Genomic DNA, 13,292 nt, shown 5'->3' on the forward strand with positions numbered 1-13,292 from the left:
AAAAGTGGATGATAAAATGAAGGTTGGTACAGGCAACGGCTCAGGCTCTCTCTGACGTCCCTCTACTCGCTCGGCTCAACTCATCCCACTACCTCAACTCAGCTCACTCATTCTCATCTCTTAACTTTAACTTGTTTGTTAGTTTATAGAATACTATTCTTCCTGTCAACCAAAAGTTCTGACTATTTGTACAAAAGCAAAGACTTTACCTTAACAAATAATTCAATAAGAATTATTTACAAAAATGAAGCTTTTTCCTATCGTTATTCGTATAATTAGTTATTCGGTAATCAAAGGGGGATTTAAGATGACAGAGGTTTTTGAAACAATCAATTGGGCACTTGTTGCACCGCTGCTTGTCATTCAGTTGATTTTGCAAGTGGTCGCATTGATCGATTGGTTCCGCATCGAGCATACAAATGGCCCGAAAATCATGTGGCTGTTCATCATTCTGTTATTAAATATGATTGGACCGATCTTATATTTTGTTATCGGAAGGAGACAGGACTAATGTCGCTGCTCACGGTACAAGATCTTAAGAAAAGTTATGATGGCAAGCCTGTCATCCAGGGGATTGATTTTTCCATTAATAAAGGTTCTTGTGTAGCGCTTCTTGGCCCGAATGGCGCCGGCAAGACGACGACGTTGCGTATGCTTTCCGGTCTGATCCGTTCCAGCGGAGGAAAGATTTCCTTCGAGGGGATGAGCGATCAATCGGATATCCGTTTTAACATTGGATACCTACCCCAGCATCCGGTTTTCCATACCTGGATGTCAGGCAAGGAGTTCCTCATCTATGTCGCGAGGCTTGCTAATATGGACAAACAAATCGCTTCCAAACGTGCTGATGAATTATTGGCCCGTGTCGGTATCGCGGATGCGAAGAATAAACGGATTGGCAAATATTCCGGAGGTATGAAGCAGCGTCTGGGTATTGCCCAGGCAATGATTCACCAGCCGAAATTATTGATGCTGGATGAGCCGGTTTCCGCCCTTGACCCCATTGGCAGACGCGAAGTGCTGACATTGATGGAAGAGCTGAAGCAAGAAACGACCCTGCTGTTCTCTACTCATATTCTGAATGACGCCGAAGAAGTCAGTGATGAACTGCTGTTGATGCATAACGGTAAAATTGTGGAGGCTGGATCCCTCGAAGGTGTACGGCAGAAGTATCGTGTCGATAAGCTCGACGTTTCATTCCAGGAAGGCTTCACGCCTGAGGAAGCGAAAATAACTGCCTTGCCTACCGTCCTTCGCATGGAGACTAATAAAGGGGTTCATCATATTTTTGTTAACGACACCAACCAGGCGAGAGATGAATTTTTACAATTGATTTATACAGAAGGCTGGCCGCTAGAACGCTTTGAAGTAGGTCGTGCATCCTTAGAGGATCTCTTCATGAAGGTGGTGAATCCATGATGCAATTCATGACAGTTTTCAAACGTGAAATGCTGGAAGCAGGACGTAACTTCAAGTGGATTTGGGTGCCACTTGTGTTCATTCTGCTCGGAATAACAGACCCGATTTCCACCTATTATATGCCGCAGATCATCGAATCCGTAGGTGGCCTGCCAGAAGGTGCAACCTTTGAGATTCCGACACCTCCACCACACGATGTGCTGATGATGAGTCTTGCACAATACAGCCAGCTCGGTGTGCTTGTCGTCGCCTTGATGTCGATGGGGCTGATTTCAGGGGAAAGAAAAAGCGGCGTAGCTGAACTCGTGCTGGTGAAACCTGTCAAGTACAGCACCTACGTAACTGCAAAATGGGGCGCGGTAAATGTGCTGGTGCTCGTTTCATTTTTTGCCGGTATGTTAGCCAGCTGGTATTACGTCAACTTACTATTCGGTGATGTATCATTTATCCATTTGTTATGGACGTGGTTCTTCTACGGACTATGGCTGCTATTCGTTATTAGTATATCGGTATTTATGAACACATTGTTCAAAGTGCCTGGACTGGTTGGATTCTTAACGATTTTATTCGTAATCATCACCAGCATCATTACGAACATTTTCAGCCATGTCCTCGATTGGAGTCCCGCTAAGTTAAGTGGCTATATTCGAACGATGCTCAGTGAAGGAAGCATTCCAGCTGACCTGTGGGGAACCGCACTGGTCACAATAGGAATCAGTACCGCCCTGCTTATAGCTGCTATCTACACTTTCCGCACCAAAGAAATGGCATGATTTTTTTCATTCAGAGGGATTCAGCACCTCAGTACAAACCTGACTCGGACCCCTCTACCTTTATACATAAGGCGCTGTTAAACTTGTTGGTTTTCATAAGACTCTTATTTAACAATAGGGCCGAATTGTGGAAGACTCAGTTTCAAGGTAAAAGGGGGTTCTTTACCAAAAAAGAGTCAGGGATGGCTGGGAAACTACTCGCTTTCCAACTTCATCGCCTAGACACTCGCGACATAAGCAGTCCATCAACGGGAAGAAAGAACCCTTCCCTTTTGATGTTCTGCTTATGCGTGTCGTGTCTCCCAAGGCGATTACGCATTCATTTCTTTCCTGTGGGGGAGCTGGCAAGCCTCCTCGGTCGTTTCACTCCCTGCGGGGTCTTGCCTAGCTCCTTCTCCCGCGGGAGTCTCGCAGTTTCCCAACCAACCCATCCGAAGGATGAGAGAAACGAACCCATTGCATAGATGAAGATGTCTTCCACAAAACATATGGAACTATGATGCAGGTTATAAGCACGTTTTATGAGTAGCTCACCCTATGTTTGAAGGACTGCAAACCGATGTTTCCGTTTGCCTCACCTACGCTAGGAGGTCCGGGAAATTGCGAGACTCCTCGAAAATGCTACGCATTTCCTTCGTGCGGTGATTATTCAAGATGCTTTTTCAAAGTCCTATGGGATGAACATGATCGGTGATTTCCCGGACCTCCAGAGATTCTCAACCGTAACGGAAACAGTTTCTCTCGAAACTGAGTCTTCAAGTAAAGGGAGCTTAAATGTAAATCAACACTGGGATTTAACAGAGCCATACATAAAAAAGGAAGGATGCCTGAATCGGTATCCTTTCTTTTAAATTAATCCTGTAAATTGTTATCTCCGAACATAAACTCGCGCTGATGGAAATGAACAGCGAACGCCAGGCCAATCGCCATCAGATTAGCAAGCAGCGAGCTCCCTCCATAACTGATAAATGGCAAAGGAATTCCTGTAATCGGCAAAAGCTGGACAGTCATGCCGATGTTTTGGAATACATGGAACGTGATCATACTGACGACTCCGACACATACATACGCACTAAAAGAATAGTTTGCCCGAATAGCCAGCTGGATCAGATGATAAATCAATAAAAAGAATACCAAAATGACAAGGCAGCTGCCGACAAAGCCGAATTCCTCGCCTATGACAGCGAAAATGAAATCGGTATGGCTTTCCGGGATGTACACTTCCCCATCGCCAAAACCTTTTCCGGTCAACATTCCTGAGCCGATGGCCTGTAAGGATTTGATCAGATGATAGCCGTCTCCTGATTGATATTTGTAAGGTTCGAGCCAGGCATAAATCCTGCCCAGTTGATATTCCTTAATTCCCAGATACTCCCTCAATATTTCCGGAGCCTGGATCACTAAATAAAGGACTGAGCCTCCTACAGCTCCAATTACACCGTAAATCGGCAAAATCAACTTCCAGGTGATTCCTGCTACGATAATCATCCCGGACATGATACCTAAAAACACTAATGCTGTCCCAAAATCCGGCTGCTGCATGATGAGCAAAACCGGAAGCCCTGTAACTCCCATAATTTTCAACAGCAGGTAAAAATCCGTTTTCGTAGTCTTGAATTGGTTGCTTTTATTGTGATTGACGATAACCCTGCTTAACACAAGAATCGTAAATATTTTCATGAATTCTGACGGCTGTATAGAACCGATACCTGGCAGCAAAAACCAGCTCTTTTGGCCATTAATTACCGGGGCAATACTCGACGGGGCTACAACCAGCATCGCAAGCATGAGTGTTCCTGCTCCATAAAGATACCAGCTCAACCCTTTATATTGAATGGGTTCGATCATGAGCATTCCAGCAATAATCATGCTTCCAAGTATATACCACATGATTTGGCGCAGTACGAAATTATCGGAATATTGATTGGTCTGTATGGCACTGTAAATGGCAACACAACTGATGGTAAACAAGGCCAACATAATAAAAAATAGGCGCCAGTCAAAGCGCTCTTCAAAAGTCATTCAAACCATCCTCAAGATTTTTTCAAAATGATGTCTATAATTAAAGATTCTATTACAATATTAAGGACGTTGAAACAGTTTTGCAACAGTTTTCGTTATTATTAACAATGCTTCCAATTAAAAGCAGCATTACAGGGATTTCGTAATGCTGCTTAGTACTCAATCATTCGATTTCTGCTACATATTTGCGAAGCTTTTCATTTCTTTCCTCGCGTTCTTGGCCGGATGCCGTGTCGTATTTTTTCAAGAGATGGAATACTTCATTCAATTCTTCTTGAGGACGGATATCTTTCAAGTACATATGCATCTTCACAACCAAATCATCAGGTAGAAATTCTTCCTGACTGATCAATTTCTTTTTTACATCTTTTTGACCGTGATCGATATTGCATTCTGCCATTATTAACAACCTCCATCTTTTATTGGGAAAATTCGGCTTGTCGCCAATTACTTATGGCGAAAGCCTTAGTAATTTCTTATACTTTAACCCCTAACACAGTTAAAGTATAAAAATAACTATTATCGAATCTTATTACATCCTTACCCATAATGGAAGCTGCAAAAACTTACCTGTTGCATGTAAACATTTGATGAGCATGATCGGTTCATTTACGGCATGTCTGCTACATACATTGGTAACAGTATCTTTTCAGGAGGTCATGGCATGGATATTTCTGTACGAAGAGGTGACACCCTCTGGTATTATGCCAGCATGTTCAATCTCCCATTACGTTTGATTATCGACTCTAATCCTCGTATCAACCCAAATGCTTTGACTATCGGGCAGACCATCCGCATTCCCGGCTACAGAAGTATCAGCTACCAGATACAGCGAGGGGACACATTTTGGAAACTGGCGACCGACCGTAATATCACTCTTGACGCCCTTTATTTGCTGAACCAGAATATCAACGCGAATAACCTGCAGATTGGCCAGTCGATTTCTATCCCCTCCAGAGTTACTTCAAGGGTCGTATTTGGCAAACAAGCCTATGACTCCTCTACGTTAGGTCAGGATCTTGCAGAACTGTTCCGTATATATCCGTTCATCCGAACAGAATCTATTGGTCGCAGCATAATGGGAAAAGAATTGACAGAATTGCTAATTGGACGTGGGTCACAAGTCGTTCATTGGAATGGTTCTTTTCATGCGCAGGAATGGATAACGACTCCAGTAATCATGATGTTTCTGAATGATTACCTGCTTTCCCTTACTAATCAGGGGGCTATTCGCGGCTTACAAATGAATCCCTTTTATGATCGGATTACGTTATCGATCGTTCCCATGGTCAACCCGGACGGTGTCGACCTTGTTATTAACGGTCCTCCTTCTGGGCCACGCGGGGAGGAAGTACTTGAGCTCAATAATGGCAGTACAGACTTTTCTGGCTGGAGGGCCAATATTCGCGGGGTGGATTTAAATAATCAGTATCCAGCAAAATGGGACGTAGAGGCTGAAAGAAAGCCAGATCAACCAGGGCCAAGGGACTTTCCAGGCTATCAGCCATTGACGGAGCCGGAAAGCATCGCCATGGCAGAACTGGCAGGGAACAGGCAGTTCGCTAAGATGCTTACTTTCCATACACAAGGGAAAGTGATCTTTTGGGGATTTGAGGGACTGGAACCACCAGAATCAGAGACGATCGTCAATGAGTTCGCGCGCGTAAGCGGCTACCGGCCGATTCAGTATGTTGACAGTTTCGCCGGTTATAAAGATTGGTTCATTCAGGATTACAGGCGACCGGGCTTCACCGTGGAATTAGGAAAAGGAACGAACCCGCTCCCATTGATACAATTCGATGAAATCTACCAGGAAGCCATCGGTATCTTCCTGGCCAGTATGTATATGTAACAAATGGAAAGGACCTGTTGGGATGCAGGCCCTTTTATTTGTCTTATGAATAGATGTAAATCAGGTAGCTCGATACAAAATACGCTATCATAATCAATACTGACGGCATAATATAGGTCAACGTATTTTTCACCTGGACACGGATAATTGGATAAATTGCCACTAAACCTAAAGCCATCGCACTCAACGTAGTGATAGCGTGCGTATTATTGACTGCCTGAAGGATAGCTTGTTTCCAATACAATACATCTGTCCCGACAAGAATCATGAGGTTGAACAGGTTACTTCCAAGTATGGAACCGATAGCTAACGGATAGTTTCTCAATTTAACAGCCACCAATACCGATACAGCCTCCGGTAAAGAGGTAGATGCGGCTACGAGAAATGTACCGACAAAGCTTGATCCCAGACCGGTAATAACAGCGATTTTATCAGCGGAAATCGTGAGTGCAGAACCAGCTGCTAAAATAAGGATAGCAGATAGGATAAATCCGATGACCGCTCGTTTCAGCGTGATATTTTTGTAAGCACCATAAGATTCTTCCTGCCCGGTTTCTGCCTTGCGCTGCGAGTGATCGGTATTTGCTTTTGAAATCAACTTAATACCAGCAATATACATTGCAACCATGGCGATGGACTCCCAACCTACTCCGAAAAAAGCAGGAGGCATCGGGAAGATGATCGCGACGACGACAGTCAATGATAACAGCATGAACAGCCCCATCGTATAAAGGTTCTCATTGGTAGCATGGTTGAAAATGCGTTCTTTTCTGAAGATCGCATCCATGACAGCAAGAATCATCAGATTGAACAAATTGCTTCCCATAACATTACCTACTGCTATGTCCGGATTGTCAATCACAATGGAAGTGACACTGGTCGTCACTTCTGGCAGCGATGTAGCTCCGCCTAACAGCACGCCTAAAATCGCTGCTTTCAACGTAGATTTCTTATCAATGACATCGACATAATTAGATATCTTGATGCTAAGGAATATGGTTGCAGCAGCAGCAACTAAAAAAATAAAATAAATCATAAGGACTCCTCCATTTATCATCTACGTGTATATACCCGCTCCAAGTTTTATCAACCTTGCTTATTGCTGCTGCCCGCTTTGAGGTTCGTCCAACTTCTCCAGGTTCTTGAAATTCCTGCTAATCGGCCGGGGTGCCTTCAATTTATAAAAATAAATGAAATAAATATTCTTCTTCTCATCGATATTTTCGATATTCCCTTCCCCAAACACCGGATGCCTGACACGTGTGCCTTTCTCAAACCCGTTTCCTGTTTCATGTTCTGGATGTGCGTAAGCCTGGAGGTACTGCTTCACTTCCTTAATCAATCCTTCATCAATCAGGCCAATTCGCTGGTAATCCGTTTCATCGATTTCAAAAATGAACCGGGAAGGATATTTCTGCAGGCCTCCGCTTTGAAACCCTTCCGATTCAGTCATATATAATTCTTTTTCAGCTCTGGTTACTGCAACATAAGCAAGCCGTCGTTCTTCTTCAAGCCCACGCTCCTTTCGTTCTCTCAGCGTCCGCACGTTAGGAATAACGCCTTCTGTCATTCCTGCAATAAAGACGTAAGGAAACTCAAGTCCTTTTGCAGTATGAATCGTCATCATCTTTACCGTTTCCGCCTGGGCTTCTCTGTCATGCTCCGTATAGAGGGTAAGCATCTGCAAATATTCTTCCAGTTCGATATCCTCCCCCAATGTCTGTTCATATTGGACAATCGAATGCAGCAGCTCGGTCAGATTATCGAGTCGGTCCTGGTCCCCATCTTCCCTGATATAAGCCTCATATCCTGTCTGCTGCAAGGTTTCCTGGAGCAGTTCAGAGATATTCAACTCTTTTCGTTTAACCTTTAAAGACTCGATGGTATCTACGAATATCCTGGCTCCCGTACGCTGTAGCCGTGGGTGGTCGACATACTTTTTCAAGATATCATACAGGGTCGCCCCTTCTGCTTCTGCCCTTTCTCTTATAAATTGGATCCGTTTCTTACCGATTTGACGTTTAGGAACATTGACAATTCTGGAAAATGATAAATCATCTCCAAACGCAATCAACCTTAAATGAGCCAGAGCGTCTTTTATTTCCATCCGATCGAAAAACTTGAAGCCCCCAAAGATGGTATAGTCGATATTCTCTTTGATGAGTACTTGTTCAATGAAGCGTGAAAGGTAGTTCGCCCGATATAAAATTGCTATATCGTTATAACTGTCCCCCTGTTTTTCAACTAATTGCTTGGTTTTGTCCACTATCCATCCAGCTTCTTCCCGCTCATCTTTCCCATGGTAATGGATAACCTTCAATCCCCTCTCATTATCGGTTACCATTTCTTTATTCACACGAAAATAGTTATGTCTGATAAGTGAATTGCCCACAGCCAAAATTTCCGGGGTCGACCGGTAGTTCCGATTCAGGAAAATCGTTTCTGCAGAAGGGAAATATTCCTGAAAATCCACAATATATTTCGGATCGGCGCCACGCCACTCATAGATGGTCTGATCCGGATCGCCGACGACAAATAAGTTCCCGTGCTTCTCCGCCAGCATACGTATCAATTCGAACTGCTTGGCATTGCTGTCCTGGAATTCATCGACCTGGATATAAAACAGCCGATCCTGCCACTTTTCCAGAACCTCTGGATACTGACTGAATAAGACGAAGGTAAAATTGATGAGATCATCAAAATCCAGACCGAACACCCGCTTTTGCTTTTTTAAATATAATTGGATGATCCGCCCGTCCAGATCGTCAGCCGCTTCTTCTACAATCATTTCTCCACGTTTGACCATTTGCTGGACATAGTGGGTGTTTCCTTTCAGCATGCCGATTTTATCGAGCAGCCGTTTGAACGTTTTATCATTCAATTTCAAACCTAGATCCTCAAAAATTTCTCTTAACACAGCTTTTTGATCCTCGACATCCATGATGACGAAATTCTTCGGATAGAACAGGCGGTGAATATCCTCGCGCAGGACACGGACGCAAAAACCGTGGTACGTTGTGATAAAGGCGGTGTCCTGTTCCCCGCCAATTAACTGTTTGACCCGCCTTCTCATTTCATGGGCTGCTTTATTTGTGAAGGTGACACATAGCATGTTAGAAGGTTCGATCCCTAATGCATTCGCGATGAATGCATAACGATGTGTCAGTGCTTTTGTCTTTCCTGAGCCTGCACCAGCAATGACTCGTATGTACCCTTCTGTGGAAGTAACCGCCTGTTGCTGCGCTTCGTTCAATCCTGTCATTAACTCTTCCATCATCTCCCCGCCTTTGTCTAGAACATTTGTTTGTATTATATCATAATTGCGGGCATGCATTTGGCTGAACGCTAATGTCTTTATTATGCAGGACCATTCTCTCCTGTCTTAAAATTTGCTCTCTTTCTTCGTCTAATTCTCACAAAACAGAAAGTTTTCTCTCTTCCATTTACTTTTGTCTCATAAAAACGTTTAAACATAAAAACCAGCCTTCCCAAAAAGGATTGGCTGGTTTTCCATGCTATTCACGGATGGCACAACGGTTCGGTCCGATTTCCATTTCCCGCTGGGCTTCCGTTTCTGGTTTTTGTTTCCCCATATTCGTCTCTCTGATATCCTGATAGCTATTCGGCTGTGGCGGCAAATTATCTGTAACCACACTTCGGAATTTGCTTTCATCCTCAATATTCAATCCGTGGTTCTCTTTATATAATGTCCCAAGATTCTCCGACACGCTTCCATCCTCGTTCATTTCTTTGATGCTCATATAGTGGGCAGGAAGTACTGTCAGACTATCTGGCAACGATTTATACCTTTCATAAAGCGTGTTGCGCAAATCCGCTACCCAGTCTTCTGCTTTACCAGCAAGGTCAGGTCGTCCAATTGAATCGATGAACAGGATATCTCCTGTCAGTAAATACTGATCATCAACGATGAACGACGTGCTTCCTATTGTATGTCCCGGGGAATAAACTGCTTTGATTACCGTTTCCCCTACCTTGAATTCATCTCCATCATGCAGCGGGTTATAATCGTAAGTCACTTCGTCCGCATCTTTTGGTGGCAAATAATAAGCAGCCTGGTGCTTATCGGCTAATTTCTTTCCTCCCGAAATATGGTCGGCATGCAGATGCGTATCAAATACATGGGTAAGTTGAATGCCTTTCTCCTTAATCATCTCTTCATATGGTTCCTGCATACGGTTAGTGTCAATCATTGCACCCTTGCCATTTGATACGATTAAATAGGACAAACATCCTTTTCCAATACGAACAAACTGAAGCAGACTACCTCCTGTGACTGATCCGATTTCCACTGGTTCAAGATGTTCGCTATAAGCTTTCATTCCTCCAGCAATCGAATATACGTTATCATAACCAGCTTCGGCAATTTGTTCAGCTACAAACTGCGAAGATCCACCTTTAGCGCAAATCGTATAGATCGGCTTATCCTTTGGCAAGTGGTTAACGACCGGATCAATACCTTCTAATAACTCAAAGTAAGGCTTATTGACAACCTCTACATTTTTCCCTTCAATTTTCCAATCATCAAATTCATCGGTATTTCTGACATCTAAAATGAAGACATCATCACCGGACAAGATTTTTTTGGTAAGTTCCTTTACGGTAACTTCCTTGACTTGTTGTTCTATACTCATTCCATATCTCCTTCCGTTTAAAAGGTCAGTGTAATATTAGCATCACTGGCAAAGTTCAAAAAGCTTGCAGCACCGCCTACATCGATGCCCTCCACCAAATGTTCCTTCTCTAGACTCATAACATCCATCGTCATCTGGCAAGCGATCATTTTAACATTCATTTCACTTGCCATGCTGACTAGCTCTTCTACTGGAGGAACATTTGCACGCTGGAACCCTTCCTGAAAGTGCTCGGTTCCCTCAGGCATCGGCAGTTGTTTGTGACCTTCCTTATGAATTAAATTCAAGCCTTCAAACGTAAAAAATATTCCCACTTCAGCATCTGTTGCTGCCGCTGCTGTTGCAATGTTGAATACTTTATAAGCATCAAACATGCCTCCATTAGCTGCTATGATAGCTACCTTCATTTATTGAATCCTCCTAATTGGTTTGTGCTGTCGGTCCTGACCAGTCTTTCATGCCAGGCACCACATTTTTCACTTTACTGAAACCTTTACCGGCCATTTTCTGGGCCGCTAAATCACTACGGTTTCCTGTTCGACAAATGACATGGATTTCATCATTTTTTTCGAGTTCATCAAAACGGTTCTCCAATTCATCAAGAGGAATATTGACGGCCCCAGGGATATGGCCAAAAGCATATTCCGCGGGCTCCCGAACATCAATGACAGTGACTTTCTCTTCGCCTTCGACTTTTTTCGAGAGGGCATCCAGGGAAGTAATATCCTGATGCGTCGTTTCCGCTTTTTCTTCCTCAGCGCTGGCTTTTCTAAGGTAATGTTTAAAGACATCACCATCTTCAGTCGATCCTAAGTACTGATGACCGGTATTTTCAGCCCATGCTTTAATATCTGTTGTGGAACCTTTATCAGTAGCCTGGATTTCCATAACCATTCCAGGATCCAGAGTATCTATTTCCTTTTTTGTCTTTACAATCGGCATCGGACAGGCAAGTCCTTTGGCATCAACTACCTTATTAACGGTAACTTCCAACTAGCCTCACTCCTTTCGTTATTATTATTGATGATTCTTAGCTTGTTATGCTTAGTGACATTTCCCATTAGAAAAACTTGGCTTGTCGCCAAATACTTATGGCAAAAGCCTTAGTATTTTCTTACACTTTAACCCTCTATCAAAGTGAAATTTTCTAATAAAAAAACAAGCACTCCCGGATGGTGTGCTTGCAATGATCCAATATAATTATAAATGCAGTATAATTTTACAAACCTTCCAATTCTTTTTCTTTTTCAGGTTCTTCTGAATCCGCTTTTTCTTTTGGAATGATTTCCACATGTTTTAAGTTTCCGATGCTGTCAAAATCTATGGCTAACGTATCTCCTACTTTAGCAAAAGCAATCAGTCTCTCTTTCAACACCATCAATTCATTATGCTCGTTTCCTTTGTCCACTAGAACTGCGTAGAACCCTTCAAAACGATCCAAGGTGTATTGGTTAATCATTAAGATAAACTCCCTCTCTCTTTGTTATTAGTTGGAGATATCAGCCAGATAATTATGTCTCTTATTAAACACTACCCTTGTCAGAAAATTAGAAACAGGTTTTTAATGGAAAATTGTCGAAACTTTTGTATTTATGCGTTATTTTTTTGTAAAGAAATCGTAATAAAACCCTCGTCTTATTCCCTATTTTAGTATAAAATGAACTTAGACATTATGAAGGAGGAACAACAGTGCGCACGCTATTATTAGCCTTACTGATCATTTTCATGATCAGCTTCGGTGTCATCGGTTATACAGATACAGGAGAAGAAGGCGAAATCAAAATCCAGGATGATAATCGTAACGAACACTTAGTGATCCAAACCATACCAAGCATGATGGTAAAATGAAAATCCGCCTGTCCAAAATGACAGACGGTTTTTTTATGCTTACTCATCCAGCTCCAGCGCCTACCCCTCGAGGTCTTAAGTCAAACCTCTCTGTGACCCAAAACGTCACGGCGAGGATTGGGTTAAGCTTTTCGGGGGGTGAGCAAGGCGCTTGCGCTTTTATTACTTATTGAGCACTTTATCAAAATCGAACTCCGCAGCTGGAGAGATATCGGCGAATAAGGATCGTTCCATAATTTTTAACGCATTTTTATTATCCGTTTTGTCCTCTGAAACGACTAGGTCCTTCGGAATATAAAGGTCATATTCGCGCATATAGGCTCCGTTTGCTGTAAACAATACGCACATATCTCCTGTCGTCCCTGTTAAAATCAAACGATCTACTCCTATTTGAGCAAGAAGTATATCTAACTGGGTGCCGTAGAAACCCGAATGCTTCGGTTTAATGACAAAAAAGTCATCCTCCTCGGGCTCCATTTTCTCTACAAGCGGATTCCCTCTCCCCTTTTTGCATTCTTCTACGATTTCGGTGGCATTATCCTGCCAGAGACCGAAATTGTCATTGACATAAATGACCGGGATGCCTTTTTCTTTGGCTTCCTGTTTGAAAGCACGCAGATTGTCTGCAATTTCCAATGAATGTTCAAGCAGGTTTTCTCCTCCATCGAAATCCATTTTGTTGATAACATCGATAATGAGTAATGCTGTATTTGATTGTTGCATCTA

14 protein-coding genes are annotated in these 13,292 nt (G+C 43.0%); 5 read left to right on the forward strand and 9 right to left on the reverse strand.

The genetic code is table 11. The annotated features are described in order from the left end of the window. The first annotated feature begins 307 nt into the window (after nt 1-307). Genes BLV00_RS04330 through BLV00_RS04340 form a run of 3 tightly spaced genes read left to right on the forward strand, consistent with a single transcriptional unit; the run spans nt 308 to nt 2,192 of the window. Nucleotides 308-511, forward strand: a complete 204-nt coding sequence (locus BLV00_RS04330) for a PLD nuclease N-terminal domain-containing protein (protein ID WP_093042807.1) — start codon at nt 308-310, stop codon at nt 509-511. After that, a complete protein-coding gene (locus tag BLV00_RS04335) occupies nt 511-1,419 on the forward strand; it encodes an ABC transporter ATP-binding protein (RefSeq protein WP_093042809.1) in 909 nt (302 codons plus the stop codon). The genes BLV00_RS04330 and BLV00_RS04335 overlap by 1 nt, the downstream gene beginning before the upstream one ends. Further along, a complete protein-coding gene (locus BLV00_RS04340) occupies nt 1,416-2,192 on the forward strand; it encodes an ABC transporter permease (RefSeq protein ID WP_245728816.1) in 777 nt (258 codons plus the stop codon). Before BLV00_RS04335 ends, BLV00_RS04340 begins: the two co-directional genes overlap by 4 nt. An 852-nt stretch (nt 2,193-3,044) precedes the next feature. On the opposite strand, the gene BLV00_RS04345 is transcribed toward BLV00_RS04340, so the two are convergent. Both BLV00_RS04345 and BLV00_RS04350 read right to left on the reverse strand, forming a co-directional pair. Further along, the gene (locus BLV00_RS04345) at nt 3,045-4,214 is read right to left on the reverse strand and encodes an FtsW/RodA/SpoVE family cell cycle protein (protein WP_093042811.1); all 1,170 of its coding nucleotides are present in this window, start codon (nt 4,212-4,214) and stop codon (nt 3,045-3,047) included. Nucleotides 4,215-4,377: 163 nt separating this feature from the next. After that, nucleotides 4,378-4,614, reverse strand: coding sequence for a group-specific protein (locus BLV00_RS04350; protein ID WP_093042813.1), 237 nt, complete (start codon nt 4,612-4,614; stop codon nt 4,378-4,380). A gap of 264 nt (nt 4,615-4,878) precedes the next feature. Here BLV00_RS04350 and BLV00_RS04355 point away from each other — a divergent pair, with 264 nt between their 5' ends. Then, on the forward strand, nt 4,879-6,066 hold the full coding sequence (locus tag BLV00_RS04355) for a M14 family metallopeptidase (RefSeq protein WP_093042815.1): 1,188 nt from the start codon (nt 4,879-4,881) through the stop codon (nt 6,064-6,066). Nucleotides 6,067-6,109: 43 nt separating this feature from the next. Here the strand turns inward: BLV00_RS04355 and BLV00_RS04360 are convergent, their stop codons facing one another. The 6 genes from BLV00_RS04360 to BLV00_RS04385 all read right to left on the reverse strand — a co-directional run bounded on the left by BLV00_RS04360 (nt 6,110) and on the right by BLV00_RS04385 (nt 12,177). After that, entirely contained in the window at nt 6,110-7,102 is a 993-nt protein-coding gene (locus BLV00_RS04360; RefSeq protein ID WP_093042817.1) for a sodium:calcium antiporter, read from the reverse strand. Between the two features lie 60 nt (nt 7,103-7,162). Then, nucleotides 7,163-9,340 carry an ATP-dependent helicase gene (locus BLV00_RS04365; protein WP_093042819.1) on the reverse strand — a complete coding sequence of 726 codons (2,178 nt, stop codon included), beginning with the start codon at nt 9,338-9,340 and terminating at the stop codon, nt 7,163-7,165. Between the two features lie 241 nt (nt 9,341-9,581). Beyond that, nucleotides 9,582-10,718, reverse strand: coding sequence for an MBL fold metallo-hydrolase (locus tag BLV00_RS04370; protein ID WP_093042821.1), 1,137 nt, complete (start codon nt 10,716-10,718; stop codon nt 9,582-9,584). A 17-nt stretch (nt 10,719-10,735) separates the two neighbouring features. After that, complete coding sequence (locus tag BLV00_RS04375; protein ID WP_093042823.1) at nt 10,736-11,125, reverse strand: DsrE/DsrF/DrsH-like family protein; 390 nt, start codon at nt 11,123-11,125, stop codon at nt 10,736-10,738. 13 nt (nt 11,126-11,138) lie between these two features. Then, the gene (locus BLV00_RS04380) at nt 11,139-11,711 is read right to left on the reverse strand and encodes a sulfurtransferase TusA family protein (protein WP_093042825.1); all 573 of its coding nucleotides are present in this window, start codon (nt 11,709-11,711) and stop codon (nt 11,139-11,141) included. Between the two features lie 226 nt (nt 11,712-11,937). Beyond that, entirely contained in the window at nt 11,938-12,177 is a 240-nt protein-coding gene (locus BLV00_RS04385; protein ID WP_245728818.1) for a DUF3006 domain-containing protein, read from the reverse strand. A gap of 230 nt (nt 12,178-12,407) precedes the next feature. On the opposite strand from BLV00_RS04385, the gene BLV00_RS21865 reads away from it, so the two are divergent. Continuing rightward, nucleotides 12,408-12,566, forward strand: a complete 159-nt coding sequence (locus BLV00_RS21865) for a hypothetical protein (protein WP_176791318.1) — start codon at nt 12,408-12,410, stop codon at nt 12,564-12,566. A gap of 162 nt (nt 12,567-12,728) precedes the next feature. Here the strand turns inward: BLV00_RS21865 and BLV00_RS04390 are convergent, their stop codons facing one another. Then, nucleotides 12,729-13,289 (reverse strand): cysteine hydrolase family protein, encoded by a 561-nt coding sequence (locus tag BLV00_RS04390; protein WP_093042827.1) that lies wholly within the window; start codon nt 13,287-13,289, stop codon nt 12,729-12,731. Nucleotides 13,290-13,292 lie beyond the last annotated feature (3 nt).

This window comes from Thalassobacillus cyri, from assembly GCF_900107755.1.
Lineage (GTDB): Bacteria > Bacillota > Bacilli > Bacillales > Halobacillaceae > Thalassobacillus > Thalassobacillus cyri.

What these genes read in the sequence shown, in the direction of transcription:
- BLV00_RS04330 (WP_093042807.1), top strand. Translation starts at nt 308, where the DNA reads ATGACAGAGGTTTTTGAAACAATCAATTGGGCACTTGTTGCACCGCTG.
- BLV00_RS04335 (WP_093042809.1), top strand. Translation starts at nt 511, where the DNA reads ATGTCGCTGCTCACGGTACAAGATCTTAAGAAAAGTTATGATGGCAAG.
- BLV00_RS04340 (WP_245728816.1), top strand. Translation starts at nt 1,416, where the DNA reads ATGATGCAATTCATGACAGTTTTCAAACGTGAAATGCTGGAAGCAGGA.
- BLV00_RS04345 (WP_093042811.1), bottom strand. Translation starts at nt 4,214, where the DNA reads ATGACTTTTGAAGAGCGCTTTGACTGGCGCCTATTTTTTATTATGTTG.
- BLV00_RS04350 (WP_093042813.1), bottom strand. Translation starts at nt 4,614, where the DNA reads ATGGCAGAATGCAATATCGATCACGGTCAAAAAGATGTAAAAAAGAAA.
- BLV00_RS04355 (WP_093042815.1), top strand. Translation starts at nt 4,879, where the DNA reads ATGGATATTTCTGTACGAAGAGGTGACACCCTCTGGTATTATGCCAGC.
- BLV00_RS04360 (WP_093042817.1), bottom strand. Translation starts at nt 7,102, where the DNA reads ATGATTTATTTTATTTTTTTAGTTGCTGCTGCTGCAACCATATTCCTT.
- BLV00_RS04365 (WP_093042819.1), bottom strand. Translation starts at nt 9,340, where the DNA reads ATGGAAGAGTTAATGACAGGATTGAACGAAGCGCAGCAACAGGCGGTT.
- BLV00_RS04370 (WP_093042821.1), bottom strand. Translation starts at nt 10,718, where the DNA reads ATGAGTATAGAACAACAAGTCAAGGAAGTTACCGTAAAGGAACTTACC.
- BLV00_RS04375 (WP_093042823.1), bottom strand. Translation starts at nt 11,125, where the DNA reads ATGAAGGTAGCTATCATAGCAGCTAATGGAGGCATGTTTGATGCTTAT.
- BLV00_RS04385 (WP_245728818.1), bottom strand. Translation starts at nt 12,177, where the DNA reads ATGATTAACCAATACACCTTGGATCGTTTTGAAGGGTTCTACGCAGTT.
- BLV00_RS04390 (WP_093042827.1), bottom strand. Translation starts at nt 13,289, where the DNA reads ATGCAACAATCAAATACAGCATTACTCATTATCGATGTTATCAACAAA.